Consider the following 18,679-nt stretch of genomic DNA (forward strand, 5'->3'; position numbering starts at 1 on the left):
GATCCAATAGAGTCCTTGCCATGAGCCAGCCGGAATCCGCTGTCGCGGACGCCCAGGCGGGCGGCCGAAGCGGGCAGGAGCCGCTGGCCAAGCTCGCCAAGCGATATGGGCTTCGCCGTGCCATCGCGCGGCCGAGGTTCCCTGTCTACCTGCGCCAGCTGTGGCAGCGGAGACATTTCATCCTGACGTACGCGACCTCACGCAACGTCACGAAATACTCCAATTCGGCCCTGGGCCAGCTGTGGCAGGTGCTGACTCCCCTGCTCAACGCCGCGATCTACTTCCTGATGTTCGGCCTCATCCTGGGCGGCAGCAAGAACATCGAGAACTACCCGGCGTTCCTGCTGACCGGGATGTTCATCTTCACCTACACGCAGCGGACCGTCACCGCGGGCGCCAAGTCGATCTCGGGCAACCTCTCGATGATCCGGGCCCTTCACTTCCCGCGCGCCTCTCTGCCGCTTGCCTACACGATCCAGGAGCTCCAGCAGCTCGCCATCTCCATGGGCGTGCTCTTCACCCTCGTGGTCGCCACCGGGGAGTGGCCGACCTTCTACTGGCTCATGATCCCGGTGGTGCTGCTCCTGCAGACGCTGTTCAACGTCGGAGCCGGTCTGGTCATGGCCAGGCTGGGCGCCTCGCTGCGCGACCTCAACCAGCTGCTGCCGTTCATCACGCGCACCTGGCTCTACGCGTCGGGTGTCTTCTTCTCGATCCAGGACAAGGTCGTCGGTTCTGCGGGCCTACCCCAGTGGGTAGCCGATCTGATGTACCTCAATCCCGCAGCTTCCTACATCGAATGGATGCGCGAGATCCTGATCAAGACGCACAATCCCGGGTACGGTCACCACCCGCCGACGATGGTGTTGGTGTCTTGCGTATTCTGGGCGGTGTTCGCTCTCGGCTTCGGCTTCTGGTACTTCTGGCGGTCCGAGGAGAGGTACGGGCGTGGCTGAACTGACCAAGGAGCTGTCACAGGTGATGGGCGAGAAGCCCGCCGTCCCCGGCAAGGACGTGAGGGTGCATCCCAACCCGGAACCCTCGGGCAAACGGCCGCTCGACGTCCCCACGGGCACTCCCACCGTCATCGTCGACGACCTCCACATCGTCTACCGCGTCTACGGCGCGGCCTCGGACACCGAGAAGGGCAACGCGGTCAACGCCCTCACGCGCATTCTGAGGCGCCAGGGCCGCCCGCAGATGAAAGAAGTCCACGCGGTCAAGGGCGTCACCTTCGTGGCCTACCACGGCGACGCCATCGGCATCGTGGGCCGCAACGGCTCGGGCAAGTCCACGCTGCTGCGCGCCATCGCGGGCCTGCTGCCGCCGCACGAGGGCGCCGTCTACACCGACGGCCAGCCCTCGCTGCTGGGCGTCAACGCGGCCCTCATGCGCGAGCTGACCGGCGAGCGCAATATCGTGCTCGGCTGCTACGCCATGGGCATGACCCCGGCCGAGGTCCGGGAGAAATACCAGGAGATCGTCGACTTCTCCGGCATCGATGAGTTCGTCCAGCTGCCCATGTCCACCTACTCCTCCGGCATGGGCGCCCGCCTGCGCTTCGCCATCTCCTCCGCCAAGACCCACGACGTCCTGCTCATCGACGAGGCCCTGGCCACCGGAGACCGCGAGTTCCGCAAGAAGAGCGAGGAACGCATCCGCCAGATCCGGGAGTCGGCCGGCACCGTCTTCCTCGTGGCCCACGACCTCAGGGTCATCGAGGAGACCTGCAACCGCGTGATCTGGCTGCACAAGGGCAAGATCAAAATGGACGGCGACCCGAAGGAAGTCATCGCCGCCTACAACAAAGGCTGACCGGATATTTTGATCATCGCTTGACCCGGCGCCACAACCCCCACCCGCCGCATTTCCGCTGATGGCCCTCCGGGGACACGCCCCCTGACACAGTCGACAAGCCCATCCTTTACGCGCTGCCGTGGCTCCCTACCACCGCACTTCGGCTGATGGCCCTCCAGGGGAACGGCCTCTGACCCTTCACCGGCTGAGCGCCGCTACGCGAGCCCACGTGGACCGGCTCCATGGTTCGGCTTACCTCCGGCCGTTCGATCTCGTGTGCGAAACCAGCGTGGCTCTAGGGACAAAAGACTGACATCGGGGGTGGCGTTCCGATAGGATTCGAACGTCGTTTCGATCCGAGGATCGGTGATGGAGTGGGGGCGCGCGATGGGAGAGCTTTCGGCCGCGATCGACCACCTGGCCACCGAGGAGGTGTCCGAGATTCCGCGGATGCAGCTCGCTGAGCAGCTCCTCGAGCTGCACTGGCAGATGGCCAGACTGCAAGCACAAATAGCCCGCCGCACAGGCGTCCGCCTACCCTGAGCCGACGGCAGGGGCGTTGGAGCCCTGGGCCGACGGGCGTTGGAGCCACAGGCGGCCTACGCCTCAGGCCTTGAGCGGCTGACGCCTTGAGCCTTAGGGGGCCAACAATGCGCTCCGTAACGGCGCTCAGCCGGTGAAGGGTCAGAGGCCGTGTCCCTGGAGGGCGCTCAACCGGAGTGCGGCGGGTGGGAAGCCACGGCAGCGCGTAAAGGATGGGCTTGATTTGAGGGTCCTCGCCGGAAGCGCCGGCCACGGCGGCGAAGAAGGCGGGCAAGGGAAAGTGAGAAGGAAGCGCATAAGCGAAGTGGAGAGTGGCGTGTGCCGCGCCGCCACCCTGCGAGAAGAACGGCGCGGCACACGAGACCGGCTATTTGATCACCGCCATACCCGGTTCCCGAGCGTTGGCACCTAGGACGCCCGCGAACCGCCATGCCGGCTCTCGGTCAGCCGCTCTCCGCCTGCACCTCGCGTCTAGTCGTGAACCCAGGAGTCCTGCACCGAGCTAGTCAGCGCGTTGGAGCTCCACCCGAGAGCGGTCATCAGTTCGCCGTAGGAGCCGGTGGCCCCGGGCAGCATCTCGACGACCGGGGCGACCTCGGCGGGGGCGACTTGCCCGACCATCGTGGGCAGCTCGCCGGTCGTGAGGCCGGGCAGCGCGTTCCTGGCCGCCTCTGCGAGGCCGGCCAGCGTGGATTCGCTGGTCAGGACCTCGAAGCCCTTCAGAGCGCCGTTCATGGTGTCGGCGGCGGTCGTCTCGCCCTGGCTCTGCCTGGCGGTCTCGACCGACGAAGTCGCCGGCTGCGCCAGGCGGGATGCGCCCGACAGGCCGGGCAGGGACTTGGTCACGCCGCCCCCGCCGAGCGGCTGCTGGCCTGCGATGGGCGACAGCTCGGGCAGCGGTCCGCCGAGGCGGGTGACGTCCTCGGCCGCGTTCGGACCGCCGACGCCGCCCCCGCCCTGAGTCGCGATGGCGGCGTCGCGCTGCGCCTCGGTCAGCTGGCCGGCGTCGGGCGCCGACTGAGCAGCGGACTTGGCCTTGGTGACGCCGCCGAGCAGCCCGCCGAGCAGGCCACCGCCGGTGACCCCGCTCAGGAGACCGCCGAGCGGACTGCCTGCCAGATTGGTGACGTCGCCCAGGCCACCGGTGGGAGCGTACCTGGCGGTGTTGTATTGGACTTCCGCTTGAGCTGGCACGGCCAAAGCCGCCGCCAAGCCGAATGCTGTGACGGCGACCGCCGCCTTGACTAGTCGATTCATGTTGCCTTCCCGGCTCGTGATCGATCGCTCTCGAATGCGGTGGAAATGCGAATCGATAACCCCCGTATGCCGCGGCGTACACGCTATGGGCACCACACGGAGCGTGGCATCGCGGCTGAGCTACGCCAGCAGTTCTATCACTCGCGGTGATCGGCCGCAGGCGCATGAATGCCCATGTAACTGGGGTTTGCAGCCTGGTTACCCAGTAAGGGGGGAGCGTTGATCGGAAGACAAAACGGGAATAGGAGGGTCTTATTTCCGATATAGCGCAGGCGATTGATGCGTCCGCGGGAAGCCGCGGACGCATCCCCCGGTCCGTGCACAATGGGTCGCTAAAACAATTGTGCCGGACCGGGGGCGCGGGTTTTCCGGTCGCGTGGACGCGCGGGACCGGTCAGACCGGCAGGAGTGCTTCGGCCGGCTCGAACGGAAAACGATCGGCGAAGGCCGGACGCAGATCCGTCAGCCAGACCGCCGTCGGGTCGTAGCGCGCGAAGAACGGCCGCCCCACGAGGGAGGGGTCGCGCGCCTGGATGAAGTGGAGCATGAAGACCTGCTCCCCGGCGATTTCCGTGACGCCGTCGACGCACACCTTGCCGGGCGTGGCCGACATGGACGGGCCCCGGACCGTGCGGCAGAGCCCGGACACCGTCGAGTAAGCATCCCGGAAGATCTCGTAGGCGCGCGCCAGTGGAACAGCGAAGTAATCCTGTGGCCCGGTGTCGCGTTCGACGAACATGTAGTAGGGGATCATCCCCATTCTGAGCTGCCGCCGCCACATGGAGGACCACACGGCGGGATCGTCGTTGATGGATCTGATCAGCGGCGCCTGGGTCCTGATCGTGGCGCCGCTGCCGAGAATACGCTTGACCGCTGATTCGACCAGCGGCGACTCCAGCTCGCGCGGGTGCGAGAAGTGGGCCATGAACGCGAGGTTCTTACCCGCGTTCACCACCTCCTCGAACAGGCCGAGCGTGGCGTCCGCGTCGGGGTCGGTGGTGAAACGCTGCGGCCAGTAGGCCAGCGCCTTGGTGCCGATCCTGATCGACTCCAGCTGCTCGAGTTGGAGCAGCGGGTCGATATATCGCCTGATGACGGACTCGCCCATGATCATGGCGTCGCCGCCGGTGATCAGGACGCTGGTGACCTCCGGATGATGGCGAATATAGGACACCAGCTGGCCGATGTCGTCGGAGGCGAACTTCAGGTCCGCGTCACCGACGAACTGCGCCCATCGGAAGCAGTAGGTGCAGTAGGCGTGACAGGTCTGCCCCTGCTTGGGGAAGAACAGCACGGTCTCGTCATATTTATGCTGCATGCCGGGCACGGGCTCGTCGTCCATCTTCGGAACGTTGAGCTCCTTCTGGCCCGCGGGGTGCGGGTTGAGCTGCGCGCGTACCCGATTCGCTTCGGCCTGGATCTCGGCGTTGGGCGCTTCGGCCTTCAGCAGATCGGCCAGCCTGGCGACGTCAGCAGCGGGAAGCATGTCCTCCTGAGGGAAGACGAGCCGGTAGATGGGGTCGTCGGGCGCTGCCGACCAATCTATGAGTTCATCCACGACATAGGCGTTCGTCCGGAAGGGCAGCACCGTGGCCACGGCGCGAACCTTCAGCCGCTCCTCGTCGCCGAGCCCCGCACGCTGGAGGAGCTCGTCGAGGTGCTTGGACGTGTACGCCTTGAAGCGTCGTGTGCCAGCTTGGTTCAAGATCACTAGGCCTTTCCCATCTTTTTTGTTCGATCGGGTGTAAACCTCACGACCCTGTCGCGCGTCTACGGTCCTTAATACCCGGACGCTCCTCGCCGCGTCAGCGGTTCCGCTGGCCTCCAAGTTTTCCTTCAGGTTCACGGAAAGGATCAGCGTTCGGTTCACGATACTCGCGACATATCGCGATTTGGCCTACACTGACTCTTCGTGACCGACGATCCGGACCTGCGCGCCTCGGACGGCGACCGCGACCGCGTGGCCGCTGTGCTGAGCGAGGCGCTCGCCACAGGAAGACTGACCAGCGTCGAGCACGCGGACCGCCTGGACATCGCCTACACGGCGAAGACCGTCGGCGAGCTCGTCCCCCTGACCCGGGACCTGCCCGAGGTGTCCGCATCCAGCGTGCCGGTCGCCATCGAGCGGCAGATGATTGACTCGAAGTTCAGCAAGATCGTACGCAAGGGCCGCTGGGTGGCTTCCCGCAATACCAAGCTCACCGCGCGCTTCGGGGCGCTCATCATCGACCTTTCGGACGCCGTGCTGCCCGGGCGGGAGATCACGATCGAGACGAACGCCTGGTTCAGCAAGCTCATCGTGCGGGTTCCCGACAACGCCCACGTGATCGACGAAGGGGGATCGATGTTCGGCAAGCGCAATGTTACCGGCGGGTCCCATGCGGATGGGCCGTTGATCCGGGTGACGGGAAAGTCCATGTTCTCGAAGGTGATCGTCTCCCGCAGCAAGGACGACTGGAACCTGCATTGAACGGCGCACTTCGGCTGATTGCCCTCCGGGGGAACGGCCTCTGACCTTCACCGGCGGGCCGCCGATACGGCGCGTCTTCTTGACCCCCTAAGAGTATGAACTGTTGCATGCGCTCGCTATGCGAACCTATGGCTACCCGTAGAACTGTGGGTTTCTCTGGGCCGATCGGTTGCGACTGAAGGTAATCGGACGGTAATGTTCAGTCACAGCCGGGTGCCTGACTGGCGCCCGGTTCCCGCCCCCAGTGGTGTCCCCACCACCGGGACAGCGTCCGGCGGGGCGGTGGCCCAAGAGCCGCACTCCCTCCAGGGATGCGGAGTCAGGCCCCGACAACGCGGTTCTCAGCCACGGTCCGCCCGGCTCGCCGGACGGACGCGGCATCGGCTTCCACCTGATCGCTTCCCCGGCCTCGGCCGGCATGCGACGAGGCTACGCTGATGTCCGTTTTACTCACGTAAACACAGAGATCCGAAGACGCTGACATGTCGGCCATCCACCGCGTGCGCATTCGTCCCTTGCCCCGCCCGGCAGGAGGTTCCCGTTCAGTCCAATAAGAGGGTGGGACTGGAAGGGGCGATGGCGGGAACCAAGAGGGCCTACCCGCCGGTTAACCTGGCAGCTGCCTCGCCTACGATGCGGACATACCGAGCCCGCGTTCCGGCCAAGCCGTGACGGCGGGCTCGATGCCGTACGAGGTGATCATTGTCCGACAGCAAGCCCATCGCGCTGGACGCCATGGGCGGCGACCACGCACCGCACGAGATCGTGGCGGGCGCGGTGCACGCCGTGCGCGAGCGCGGCCTGCCCATCGTGCTCGTCGGCTCTCCTCGCGTGCTCTACGAGGCGCTCGCCGACCATGACGCCACCAAGGAGGTCCCGATCGTACGGGCCGAGGAGGCTCTGGCGATGGACGAGGGCGCGCTGGCCAGCCTGCGCCGCCCCCGCTCCAGCATCGCGGTCGCCTGCCACCTCGTACGGCGTGGCGACGCCAGCGCGGTGGTGTCGGCCGGCTCCACGGCAGGCATCGTGGCCACTGGCAGACTGCGGCTCAAAGCGCAACAGGGCGTGCAGCGACCCGCCATAGCCGTCGCGCTCCCCACGCTTCCCCTCCCTACCCTGCTCGTGGACGCCGGCGCCAACGCCGAGGTCAAGCCGGAGATGCTGGTGCAGTTCGCCCACCTGGGCACGGCCTACGCCGAACTGGCCCACGGCATCACCCATCCCAAGGTCGGCCTGCTCACGATCGGCGCCGAGGCCGAGAAAGGCAACAAACTCGTCAAGCGCGCCCACGAGCTGCTGCAGGCCTCCCCCGACATCAACTTCGCCGGCAACGTGGAGGGCTACGACCTGCTGACCGGCAAGGTCGAGGTGATCACGACCGACGGTTTCACCGGCAACGTGGCGCTGAAGACTATGGAGGGCGCGGTCCGGTATGCCTTCGCCGAGCTCAGGCACGCGATCGAGGACAGCAGGCTGGCGAGGCTGGGCGCCGCCCTGCAGCGCTCGAAGCTGCGCGAGCTGAGCCGCCGCCTCGACGCGGAGGCGTACGGCGGCGCGGTGCTGCTCGGGCTGAATGGCACGGTCGTCATCGCCCACGGCGCGTCCAAGGCGCCGGCGATCAGCGCGGCCTGCCAGCTCGCGGCCGACCTGTCCACGGAAGGGATCGTGGCCGGGATCGGCGAGAGAATCGCCGCCACGCATCGCTCACACAGACTGTGGTGACACCGTAGTCTTTGAGGCCGATCCACAGATACGGGGGGTTATGTGGACGGGCTCACCTTGACGGTGAATGGGCTCACCTCGGCACAAGTGGCGGTCGCGAAGACCAACCATGTGCCGCGCCGGTCGAGCAGATCGTTCAGCGCGATCATCAGGGCGAACGTCCTCACCCTGTTCAACCTCGTCATCGGCGTGCTCTGGGCGCTGATCCTGATCTTCGGTGAGTGGCAGGACGGCCTGTTCGGGCTGATCATCGTGGCCAACGCGTTGATCGGCATCGTCCAGGAGTTACGTGCCAAGCGCACACTCGACAAGCTTGCGGTGATCAACGAGGCGCCCGTCACGGTTCGGCGGGACGGCAGGGAGCAGGAGATCCAGCCCCACCAGGTCGTGCTCGGCGATCTGATCTTGCTCGGCCCTGGTGACCGCCTGCTGGTCGACGGCGAGATGGTCCGGTCCGACGGACTGGAGGTCGACGAGTCATTGTTGACCGGCGAGGCCGACCCCGTGCACAAGAAGGCGGGCGACCAAGTCCTGTCGGGTAGCTTCGCGGTGGCGGGCTCGGGCGCGTTCGTGGCCACGAAGGTCGGCACCGACGCGTACGCCGTGAAGCTGGCCGAGGAGGCCAGCACGTTCCACCTCGCGCACTCCGAGCTGCGCGCGGGCGTGGCGAACTTCATCAAGTACATCACCTGGCTGGTCATCCCGATCGGCGCCCTGCTGATCTACAGCCAGGTCAACAACTCGGTCGACTTCGGCACCGCGATCACCGGTGCCGTCGCGGGCATCGTGACCATGATCCCCGAGGGGCTGGTGCTGATGACCTCGATCGCGTTCGCGGTCGGCGTCGTACGCCTGGGCCGGATCAAGTGCCTGGTCCAGGAACTGCCCGCAATCGAGGGCCTGGCCAGAGTGGACGTGCTCTGCCTGGACAAGACGGGCACTCTCACCGCCGGCGGCATGGACCTGGACGAGGTGCTGCCGCTGCGCGACGACCAGCCGATCGACGCCGCGCTGGCCGCCCTGTCGCACCTCGACCAGCAGCCGAACGCCACCGCGCGGGCCATCCGGGCACACTACCCCGCCCCCGGCGACGGCTGGACCGCCCGCGACAGCGTGCCGTTCTCCTCGGCACGCAAGTGGAGTGGCGCCGACTTCGGCGAGCGCGGCGCATGGATGCTCGGTGCCCCCGACGTGCTGCTGGACGGCGGCGACGGGTACGACCGGGCCGCCGCGCTGGCCACCACCGGCGCCCGCGTCCTGGCACTCTGCCGCGCCGACCGCCTGCCCGCCGCAACCGGTGGCAGCACGTCCACCGCGACCACCGGCCGCGCATCGACCACCGGCCCCGTGGCGGACGACGGCCCCGCGGCGGACAGCGGGAGCGCGGCAGAAAGCGGGAGCGTGGCGGACAGCGGGAGCGTGGTGCTGGAGGCCGTCGCCCTGGTCACGTTCAAGCAGCGCATCAGGCCCGATGCCTGCGAGACCCTCCGCTACTTCGCCAAGCAGGGCGTGACGATCAAGGTGCTCTCCGGCGACAACCCAGAGGCGGTCTCCGCGATCGCCATCGGGCTGGGCATCCCGGACGCCGACCGTTCGATCGACGCCAGAACCCTCCCTGACGACGACGAGGAGAAGCTGGGCGAGCTGCTGGACTCGCACGCCGTCTTCGGCCGGGTCAGCCCGCAGCAGAAACGCAAGTTCGTCGCCGCGCTGCAAGCCCGCGGCCACACCGTGGCCATGACCGGCGACGGCGTCAACGACGTGCTGGCGCTGAAGGACGCCGACCTGGGCATCGCGATGGGCGCGGGCAGTCCGGCGACCAAGGCGGTCGCGCAAGTGGTGCTCCTGGACGACAAGTTCGCGACGCTGCCGCACGTCGTGGGCGAGGGCCGCCGGGTCCTGGCCAACATCGAACGGGTCTCCAACCTGTTCCTCACCAAGACCTTCTACGCGATCGTGTTATCGCTGGCCGTGGGGGTGGCCGGAGTGATGTTCCCGTTCGCGCCCCGCCACTCGACGCTGACGAACGCCCTGACGATCGGTGTCCCGGCGTTGTTCCTCGCGCTCGCGCCCACGCTCGAGCGTTCCAAGCCCGGGTTCGTGCCCCGGGTGCTGCGTTTCGCCGTGCCGGCGGGGGTGCTGTGCGCGGTGGCGGTGCTCATCTCGTTCTGGGCCGCGCACAGCGGGACCTCCACGCTCGTCGAGGATCAGACGTCCGCGGTGATCACACTGTTCCTCACCACGTGGTGGGTGCTCGTACTGATCGCCAGGCCGCTCAACTGGTGGCGGGTGGTGCTGGTCGGCTGCATGGCGGCGGCGTTCGGGATCGGGTTGACGCTGCCGTTCGTCAGGGCCTTCTTCGCCCTCGAACCGGGCGACATCAGCAACGATCTGACCGCCGTCGGTGTCTCGCTCGTGGCAGCCGCGGCGATCAGCATCGCGGTCAAGGTCGCCGGTACCCTTAGAGCATGACCGACCCGCAGATAGTGCTCACCGAGCGCGTCCAGCAGGCGCTGGCGCACGCGTTCGGCCCGGAGCACGCCGACGCAGACCCGCTGATCCGGCCTTCCCAGTTCGCCGACTTCCAGGCGAACGTCGCGCTGAGCCTGGGCAAGCGACTGCGACGGGCACCGCGGGAGGTCGCCGAGGCGATCAAGGCGGAGCTGTCGGACTTCCCCGGCACGGTCGAGGTCAGCGGGCCCGGCTTCCTCAACATCACACTCGACGACTCATGGATCGCGTCCGAGGCCCAGCAGATGGCGGCCGACCCGCGGCTCGGCGTCGGGATGATCACGCCGTCGCAGACCGTGGTGGTCGACTATTCCGCGCCCAACGCGGCCAAGGAGATGCACGTCGGCCACCTGCGCACCACCATCGTCGGCGACTCGCTTGCCCGCCTGCACGAGCATCTCGGCAACACCGTGATCAGGCAGAACCACCTGGGCGACTGGGGCACGCCGTTCGGCATGCTCATCGAGCACCTGCTCGACATCGGCGAGGAGGCCGCCGTCGCGCAGCTCGAGGCCGGCATGGGGACGGAGTTCTACCAGGCGGCGCGGGTCAAGTTCGACGGCGACGAGGCGTTCAGGCAGCGTGCCCGCTCGCGGGTGACCACGCTGCAGGGCGGCGACCCCACCACGATGCGACTCTGGCACGTCTTCATGGACGCCACCGTGCGCTACTTCAACAAGCTCTACGAGCTCCTCGGGGTCACCCTGACCAACGCCGACATCGCCGGCGAGAGCATGTACAACCCCATGCTGGAGAGAACCTGCGACGACCTGGAGGCGTCCGGGACGGCGGTGATGAGCGAGGGCGCGCTCTGCGTGTTCCCGCCCGGATTCACCGGCTCCGACGACAAGCCGCTGCCGCTCATCATCAGGAAGAGCGACGGCGGTTACGGGTACGCCACCACGGACATGGCGGCCATTCGCTACCGCGTCCACGACCTCAAGGCCGACCGCATCCTCTACGTCGTGGGCAACGAGCAGACGCTGCATTTCAAGATGGTGTTCGCGGCGGCGAAGCTGGCGGGCTGGCTGCCGGACTCCGTCTCGGCCGAGCACATCCAGATCGGCATGATGCTGGGCAAGGACGGGCGCCGGTTCAGGACCCGCTCCGGCGAGTCGGCCAAGCTGATGGACCTGCTGCAGGAGGCCATCGACCGGGCCTCGGCGGCGATCTCCGAGCGGGGCTACGACGAGGCCACCCGGAACGAGATCGCCCGCTACGTCGGCATGGGTGCGGTGAAATATGCCGACTTGTCGGTCAGTCACGACAGCGAGTACGTCCTCGACTTCGACCGCATGCTGTCCTTTACCGGCAACACCGGCCCCTACATTCAGTACGCGACGGCCCGGATCCGCTCCATCTTCCGCAAGGCCGGCATCCAGCCGGCCAATGTGAAGGCCTCCATCGTGCTGGCCGCGCCCGCCGAACGCGCCCTCGGCCTCCACCTGCTGGGCTTTGGCGAGCTGCTCATGCAGATCACCGCCGACTCCGAGCCGCACCGGCTGTGCAACTTCCTGTTCCAGACCGCCAGTCTGTTCAGCACCTTCTTCGAGGAGTGCCCGGTGATCAAGGCGGGCGTCGACCCCGAGACCAGAGACCACCGGCTGGCCTTGTGCGCGCTGACCCTGCGCGTGCTGGAAACCGGACTCGATCTTCTGGGCGTTCCCGTCCCCGAACGCATGTAACCGGCAGTTGCCTTAAAGTCTCCCGTTCCGTGTCGTGGGCGCGCCTCCATCGAGTTGGCGCGCCCCAACGGCTAGGCTTTACGCGGTCATGAACTGAGGCCGACATGGGGGAGTTCTCTGCCTTGAGCACGGACCTGACTGCGAGCCCCCAAGCAGCGACGGAGGTGCATCGTTACGCCGAGGCGCTGCTGGCGCACCTCGCCGCGAACGGCAGCGTGCCGCCCGCCGCGCCGGGATTTCCCGACGTACCCGGCTACTGGCTGCCCTCGGCCATCCAAGCACTGGCCGCCATCCTCGCCGGCGACGACCCGCTGGAGCCGCTGAGCCGGGCGGCCGCCCGCGACCAGCAGCGGACCGCGCTCTTCCTCTGCCTGGCACTCGCGGTGTCCGGGCAGGGCAGCCGCATCCACGCCTCATGGCTGGGCACCGCCTTCGGCGAGCTGTCACTCGACCGGCCGGTCACGCACGGCCAGCGCTCGCTGTGGCTGGCCGCCGCCAGAGGCGCGTACGGCCCCGCCGGCAAGATCTTCGTCCTGCGTAAGCTCGACGCCCTGGCTGTCCAGGAACACGCCGACCCCGAACAGTGGGTCCAGGCGTTGGTCCCCGGCAAGCCGACGGTCGTCGTTCCGCCGTCGCTGGTCGACTTCCCGGAGATGGCCGAGATCCCCGAGCTGGCCCGGCCGTCCATGGCAACTGACCGGCTGTCCAGGATGCGCGGCCGATGCGCGGAGATCACTTCAACCCGGCAGGCCGAGCACGACTCCACCGCTCCGCTGGACAATAGCTCAGGCAGCCCGGCCGTGACCTGGGCAGAGGACGAGCCGCTCGCCGTGCTGCGCTCGCTGATCGGCTCTGGCGGTCCTGAAGGGCCGATGGCCTCGCTCGGCACACACCTGCTCGACGACCTGCGTCCTGGCGCCGACCCGCACCTGGCGGCGATCGCCCTGCACGTGGCGGCGCCGATCCTGCGTGGCGTGGCCGAGGAGCTGGAGGCCGACAGCCGTCTGGAGCCGCCTGCCACACTCACCGTGCCGCTGCTCGGCCACCGCATCCACCTGCGTCCCGAGGGCCCTGACCAGTCCTCGCTCGCCGCGGCGGAGCACTCGATCATGACCGAAGGAGTCGTGCCGCGCCCTCTCCCATGGGCCGCGATTGTGCTGATCGTGACCGGGATCGCCTGCCTTGTCGGAGCGGCGGTGGCCAACAGCCTGCTCGCGGCGGCCGGCGTGACCATGATCGGCCTGGCCGGCTGGCAACTCTGGCAGCGCCGCAAACTGGTCCAAGCGGACGCCCAGTTCGTGGCCGCCCAGGTCAGCGAGCTGAGGGAGCTGGCCGAAGGGGCGGTGTGGGCGCTGCACGCGTACGCTCGCGAAGCGGACGCACGCGCGAAGCAGGCCGCTGACGACGCAACCGAACTGACTCGCCTGATCCGTCGCGGCCCGCGCGCTGCGTGATGGATGGGCCGGCAAGAACCTTGGCCCTGCTCACGAACCGCCGCTGCCTGCCGCCGTGCCCAGCCATGCCCATAGGAGCAGTCCCGGCGGCCTCTGCCGACTGAACTGGCCCGACCACACTGTCACCGCCCACCCGGCGCACCGGCAGAAAGCAGTCCCCGTTGGCCGTGCAGACCCCCCCTGCTGCGGCACTGAACCCGCTGAACGCCATCCCATTGGCTGGCTTGAACCCGCTGAACGCCATCCCATTGGCTGGCTTGAACCCGCTGAACGCCATCCCATTGGCTGGCTTGAACCCGCTGAACGCCATCCCATTGGCTGGGCTGAACCCCGCTGAACGCCGCCCCCTCGCTCGCTGCACCGCGCCGACTCAACGCCGCCCTTGCCGGCTACATCGGATCGACTGCGCGTAATCCCGCTCGCTCTGGTTCACTTCGGCTCACTACGGTGAACGGGCCGGGCGTCGTCGTCCCCGCCCATCGCTGGAGCGACCAGCCGAACACCATCCCCGCCAACCGTCGCGGACGTGCTCGAGGCGAGCCACCGATGCGGCAGCCCGCTCAGCACTCAGCAGGTGTTCTTTGTTAAGTCGTCTCGATCTCCACATGAGCCGGGGCGAGCAGGAAGACGCGATCGGCGATGCGCTCGATCCGTCCCTCACACCCGAAGGCCAGCCCGGCGGCGAAGTCGACCATACGCGTCGCCTCAGGCATCGCCATGCCAGTGACGTCCATGATCACCGTCTGCCCTTCACGGAAGTGCTGCCCGATCAACGGCGCGTCGTTGTACTTGAGCGGCTGGACCATCACGATGCGTGACGAGTCGACGTTCGCGCGCCACCGCCTGGCGGCCCGTTCGGTCGCGGGGACATATTCGTCCTCGTAGTGCTCGTCGTCGTCATAGCCCTCGTCGTAGTGATCGACCCCGCTCAGGCCAAGGTAGCTCACCACCTTGCGCACTGCCCCCATCGGCTTGTCCTTTCCTCAGGAACTCACCGTAATCGGCACGTCCCTATACATTGGACGGTAACCGACGATTCCTCTTTCGCCACGCGACACGCCCAGCCCTAATTCCATTTTGTACGGCTTGCAGCCCGCTTGCAGCTGGATATCCGGCCCCCGGATAGCATCGGCACCATGCGCCTCTTCACTGTGGACGCCTTCACCGGCACAGCTTTCCAGGGTAATCCTGCGGCCGTCTGTCTGTTGGAGACTCCAGTTTCTGACAGTTGGATGCAGAGCGTAGCCGCCGAGATGAACCTCTCCGAGACCGCCTTCCTGCTCGGCGATTCGTTGCGCTGGTTCACCCCTGCGGTCGAGGTCACGCTCTGTGGTCATGCCACTTTGGCGACGGCGCACGTGCTCTATTCCATGGGGGCGGCGAGGGGGCAGCTCGAATTCAAGACGGCCAGCGGCACGCTTACCGTGAATCGCCTCCCCGACGGCATGATCACGATGGATTTCCCGGCCAAGGAGGTGACCCCCGTCACGGTGCCCGACGGTCTGGAGAAAGCACTTGGCGTGACACCTGTGCAGGTCGGAAATAGCCAGCTCGACCTGCTGGTAGAGGTCGACTCGGAGGAAACCGTACGTACCCTGTCCCCCGATATCACTGCCTTGGCCGCTCTGGACGCCAGAGGTGTCATCGTCACCGCCCGTGGCACCGACACGGATTTCGTCTCCCGCTTCTTCGCCCCCAATGTCGGCGTTCCGGAGGATCCGGTAACGGGTTCGGCGCATTGCGCGCTCTCGCCATATTGGTCGGCCCGCCTGGGGCGCGCCTCACTGGTCGGCGCCCAACTGTCCAAGCGAGGCGGCCTGGTCCGCGTGACGCTGGACGGCGACCGCGTCCACCTGGCCGGCCGAGCCATGACGGTCCTCTCGGGCACCCTGCACGTCTGACATGGACCTCACTTTACGCGATCGCGAGATTACATAGGGCAGGAGGGGCTTGTAACAGACACACGCTGACCCCATCGGCAACGACTCAAGGGTGTGCTGACCGGTTCGACCGTTTCCGTTGGCATACGCCGAGCCCGCTGATCGGCTCCGGCCTTACCGTACGGGTCCGCCCGGGCGCGGTGCCCCTGAAGGGCGTCCAAGAGCCGTCGTGGCCGCCGGGAGCGCTTCCTCACTGCGGAGCCGACGGCGTCTGGGAACTGACCCGGGGTCCCGGTAGTCCTGTAGGAATTTCCGTCGGATATGCCCCTGAGCTGGGGTTACGTGTCCTTGGTGAGGTGTCGGTAGATGGTGGGGCGGGTGACGCCGAACTCGTCGGCGATCTGCTGGACGGTGTAAGGAAATCGACGCCTGGTACTCCGGCAAACCCCGAGCCTTCGCCGCCAACCTGCAAGGCCTCATGACACCGGGCGGCTTTCCGTCCACCTCAGCCCCAGCCGAGTCGGTGAGCTCGCCAAAGCGGCGCTCGTTCTCACCCACTTCGAGCACGGAATGATCAGGTGAAAGTCGCTGGGATTACCTCAGTGGCCTCGTTAAAACAACGCGCAGCAGGAGCAGTCGTAGGCTCGGTCAACGTCGGGGTCCTCTCGGAAGGTGTGTGCGATGTCGTCGCGTTGCCGCCAGCCACGATCACCGCCGCTCTCGGTGCCAAGGTCCAGCGGTATCTCCACGGGATGCTGCCACCGCGCGCCTGACGGAGCGGCCCCGTCAGGCGGCGAAGACGGCGCGGACGACGGACTCGTCGCCGTCGATCTCGACCAGTCCGAGGGCGCGGGCGTCGCTGAGGGTGAGGGCGCCGTCGGCGAGGCCGAGGACGTAGGCGGGGTCTGCGCGGACGGTGGCGTCGAGGGCGCGGCCGTCATGCGGGCCGACCTCGAAGCCGGAGCGCGTCGCGCGGAGCTGGAAGGGCGGGTCGCCGATCTCGAGGCCGACCGTCGCCGAGGGGCGGACCTTGACCCGGGCGTCGAGTAGGACGGGGACGGCGAGGGTGAGCCACTCGGGGCGGAAGGAGTCGCCGTCGGGGGCGCGGACCATCAGCGGGGTGGACCAGCGGATCAGGCTCTCGATCGGCTGGCGCAGCTCGGCACCCCACGGCGTGAGGGCGTACTCGACCACGCTGCCCTCGCCGGTCAGTCGCCGCTCGACCACGCCCGCGGCCTCGAGGTCGCGGAGCCGGTCGGCAAGCAGGTTGGTCGCGATGCCGGGGAGGCCGTCGATCAGGTCACGGTAGCGGGCGGGGGCGATGAGGAGCTGGCGGACGATGAGTAGGTTCCAACGATCGCCGACGACTTCGAGGGACCGGGCGAGCCCGCAGTACTGGCCGTAGCTACGCATCATGCCTCTTACTTGACGATCTCAAGTACGCTTGACAGACTCAAGCCTACTGCAAGACCGAGGCGAGAGGGGGCCGTCATGGCCGGTACCACCAAGAGCGCGCGGCCCGCCTGGGTCGACGACGGCCTGTTCCCGTTCGAGAGCCGCTTTGTCGATATCGACGGGCACACCGTGCACTACGTCGACGAGGGGTCGGGTCCCACACTGCTACTGCTGCACGGCAACCCGACCTGGTCGTTCCTCTGGCGCGACGTGATCCGCGCGCTGCGCGACGACTTCCGGTGCATCGCCCTCGACTACCCGGGCTTCGGGTTGTCGACGCCGAAGCCCGGCTACCGTTACCTGCCCGAGGAGCACGCAGACGTGGTCACCGGGTTTGTCGACGTGCTCGGCCTCAATGAGGTCACTCTGGTCGGGCAGGACTGGGGTGGCCTGATCGGCCTGGCCGTCGTGCAGCGGCGGCCAGGCGTCTTCGATCGGCTGGTGCTCGCCAACACCTGGGCCTGGCCGGTCAATGGCGTCCTCCACTTCGAGGCCTTCTCTCGCATCCTCGGGGGACCCCCGATCCGCTTCCTGGTCCGGCGGCTCAACCTCCTCGTCAACGCGTTCATCCCCACAGGCCACCGAAGGCGGAAGCCGACCGCAGCCGAGATGACCCACTACCGCCGGGCGCTGGACACCCCCGAGCGGCGCCAGGCCTCCGCCGTACTCCCCGGCCGGGTCCTCGCCAGCCGGCCCTTCTTCGCCGAGGTCGAGGCCGGCCTTCCGGATCTCGCCCACCTGCCGACACTGATCGTGTGGGGTGAGGCCGACATCGCCTTCCGTCCCCAGGAGCGCGAGCGCCTGCAAGTGGTCTTCCCCGAGCACAAGACCGTGATCGTCGAAGGCGCCGGCACCTACGTGGAGTCCGACGCACCCGAGGAGTTCGTCGCCGCGATCCGCGACTGGGCAGCGACGCAGCGCGGAGACGCGAGTCGTGCGGGTGAGACAGACCTGTAGACCACTCTCACCCGCACGGGTCGTGACGGCAGCGCGCAGCAAGACGCGCCGTAGGCTCGGACAAGTCGAGGCCCTACGGTCCGGTTGGCTTGATCGCCACCGATCTTGGAGGCGTCGACCACTCTCACACAGTCACCTCGCCACCACCGTCACGACGCCCACCCCTACCGCAGCTCGGAAGAGCCGAACATAGTCGGCCAGAACCAGCAGGGCGGATCGACTGCCTACACCGGCCCCTGCCAGCTTCCGACGCGCAGGTCCACCGTGTCATGAAGATCAATGAACTCCACACCGTCACCGCCGACGTCGTCGAAACCGCCCGCAGCACCCTCGTCATCGGTGCCATCTGACGGTGCGAGAACACCGCCACCTATCGCTGCGAGTCACACCCGCGTCCCATTCGCCGAAGACGCCGCCGCTCCACCCACCGCCGTCGGCGGGCCGTGTCCGCAAAGGCCGCCCTGAAGCCCGGCAGCGTCGCTGGCATGCTGTACGAGAGTGCTTGATCGCCAGACAGAGGAGCTCTCGAGTAGAAGCGTTATCGACCAAGATCAACCGCTAGGCTGCCGAGTTGCTGCTGCGGTCTCACGTACTGTCAGGCCCGCCGGCTGGGCCGCAGGCGACGCGGTCCAACGATGTTCCTCGCGCTGCACGATCTCCTGAACGGCACCGCGGGCAACTTCTTGAGACGGGACAGCCAAGGCGTGAGGAAACTGGTCGCTTGCATCGCACTGGCATCGCTAACGTCGACACCTACGGCTACGTCTGGAGCCCTAAGCACGCACCCGTCGACGACTCCAACCCGTCGGTCGCTTCATACTGGCTCTTCGAACTTGATCGGGGTTGAAGCCTGACTGCTCGTGCTCGCGTGGCTGGGGTGCGGTCGGCTCTTGAGCGAGCTCGCGGCTCCCGTCGATCATTTCTGTTGTCGACGCAGAAGATCACAAC

14 protein-coding genes and 1 pseudogene are annotated in these 18,679 nt (G+C 67.3%); 10 read left to right on the forward strand and 5 right to left on the reverse strand.

From position 1 onward, the window contains the following. The first annotated feature begins 20 nt into the window (after positions 1 to 20). From ACTWPT_RS25315 to ACTWPT_RS25325, 3 genes are all read left to right on the forward strand, one after another. On the forward strand, positions 21 to 956 hold the full coding sequence (locus ACTWPT_RS25315) for an ABC transporter permease (protein ID WP_443179926.1): 936 nt from the start codon (positions 21 to 23) through the stop codon (positions 954 to 956). Beyond that, positions 949 to 1,815: an ABC transporter ATP-binding protein gene (locus ACTWPT_RS25320; protein ID WP_443179927.1), complete on the forward strand. Its 867-nt coding sequence runs from the start codon at positions 949 to 951 to the stop codon at positions 1,813 to 1,815. Before ACTWPT_RS25315 ends, ACTWPT_RS25320 begins: the two co-directional genes overlap by 8 nt. Before the next feature lie 351 nt (positions 1,816 to 2,166). Continuing rightward, on the forward strand, positions 2,167 to 2,340 hold the full coding sequence (locus ACTWPT_RS25325) for a hypothetical protein (RefSeq protein ID WP_443179928.1): 174 nt from the start codon (positions 2,167 to 2,169) through the stop codon (positions 2,338 to 2,340). A 471-nt stretch (positions 2,341 to 2,811) separates the two neighbouring features. Here the strand turns inward: ACTWPT_RS25325 and ACTWPT_RS25330 are convergent, their stop codons facing one another. Together ACTWPT_RS25330 and ACTWPT_RS25335 are read right to left on the reverse strand one after the other, a co-directional pair. Further along, positions 2,812 to 3,597, reverse strand: coding sequence for a hypothetical protein (locus ACTWPT_RS25330; protein WP_443179929.1), 786 nt, complete (start codon positions 3,595 to 3,597; stop codon positions 2,812 to 2,814). A 394-nt stretch (positions 3,598 to 3,991) separates the two neighbouring features. Further along, positions 3,992 to 5,308 (reverse strand): KamA family radical SAM protein, encoded by a 1,317-nt coding sequence (locus ACTWPT_RS25335; RefSeq protein ID WP_443179944.1) that lies wholly within the window; start codon positions 5,306 to 5,308, stop codon positions 3,992 to 3,994. A 201-nt stretch (positions 5,309 to 5,509) separates the two neighbouring features. On the opposite strand from ACTWPT_RS25335, the gene ACTWPT_RS25340 reads away from it, so the two are divergent. From ACTWPT_RS25340 to ACTWPT_RS25360, 5 genes are all read left to right on the forward strand, one after another. Beyond that, positions 5,510 to 6,067, forward strand: coding sequence for a DUF1707 SHOCT-like domain-containing protein (locus ACTWPT_RS25340; RefSeq protein ID WP_443179930.1), 558 nt, complete (start codon positions 5,510 to 5,512; stop codon positions 6,065 to 6,067). 702 nt (positions 6,068 to 6,769) lie between these two features. Then, positions 6,770 to 7,789 (forward strand): phosphate acyltransferase PlsX, encoded by a 1,020-nt coding sequence (gene plsX / locus ACTWPT_RS25345; RefSeq protein ID WP_443179931.1) that lies wholly within the window; start codon positions 6,770 to 6,772, stop codon positions 7,787 to 7,789. A gap of 42 nt (positions 7,790 to 7,831) precedes the next feature. Next, entirely contained in the window at positions 7,832 to 10,261 is a 2,430-nt protein-coding gene (locus ACTWPT_RS25350; protein WP_443179932.1) for an HAD-IC family P-type ATPase, read from the forward strand. Beyond that, positions 10,258 to 11,985, forward strand: coding sequence for an arginine--tRNA ligase (gene argS, locus ACTWPT_RS25355; RefSeq protein WP_443179933.1), 1,728 nt, complete (start codon positions 10,258 to 10,260; stop codon positions 11,983 to 11,985). The genes ACTWPT_RS25350 and argS overlap by 4 nt, the downstream gene beginning before the upstream one ends. A gap of 164 nt (positions 11,986 to 12,149) precedes the next feature. Continuing rightward, a complete protein-coding gene (locus ACTWPT_RS25360) occupies positions 12,150 to 13,439 on the forward strand; it encodes a hypothetical protein (protein WP_443179934.1) in 1,290 nt (429 codons plus the stop codon). Between the two features lie 584 nt (positions 13,440 to 14,023). Here ACTWPT_RS25360 and ACTWPT_RS25365 read toward each other — a convergent pair. After that, the gene (locus ACTWPT_RS25365; protein WP_443179935.1) at positions 14,024 to 14,407 is read right to left on the reverse strand and encodes a cell division protein SepF; all 384 of its coding nucleotides are present in this window, start codon (positions 14,405 to 14,407) and stop codon (positions 14,024 to 14,026) included. A gap of 168 nt (positions 14,408 to 14,575) precedes the next feature. On the opposite strand from ACTWPT_RS25365, the gene ACTWPT_RS25370 reads away from it, so the two are divergent. Beyond that, entirely contained in the window at positions 14,576 to 15,340 is a 765-nt protein-coding gene (locus ACTWPT_RS25370; protein WP_443179936.1) for a PhzF family phenazine biosynthesis protein, read from the forward strand. A 317-nt stretch (positions 15,341 to 15,657) separates the two neighbouring features. Here ACTWPT_RS25370 and ACTWPT_RS25375 read toward each other — a convergent pair. After that, positions 15,658 to 15,762: pseudogene (locus tag ACTWPT_RS25375) on the reverse strand (helix-turn-helix domain-containing protein); the annotation flags it as partial. A gap of 343 nt (positions 15,763 to 16,105) precedes the next feature. After that, entirely contained in the window at positions 16,106 to 16,735 is a 630-nt protein-coding gene (locus tag ACTWPT_RS25380; protein ID WP_443179937.1) for a winged helix-turn-helix transcriptional regulator, read from the reverse strand. Positions 16,736 to 16,810: 75 nt separating this feature from the next. Here ACTWPT_RS25380 and ACTWPT_RS25385 point away from each other — a divergent pair, with 75 nt between their 5' ends. Next, on the forward strand, positions 16,811 to 17,731 hold the full coding sequence (locus ACTWPT_RS25385; RefSeq protein ID WP_443179938.1) for an alpha/beta fold hydrolase: 921 nt from the start codon (positions 16,811 to 16,813) through the stop codon (positions 17,729 to 17,731). The last annotated feature ends 948 nt before the right edge of the window (positions 17,732 to 18,679 follow it).

It is taken from the genome of Nonomuraea sp. 3N208 (assembly GCF_052245935.1).
In the GTDB taxonomy this organism is placed as follows: Bacteria; Actinomycetota; Actinomycetes; order Streptosporangiales; family Streptosporangiaceae; genus Nonomuraea.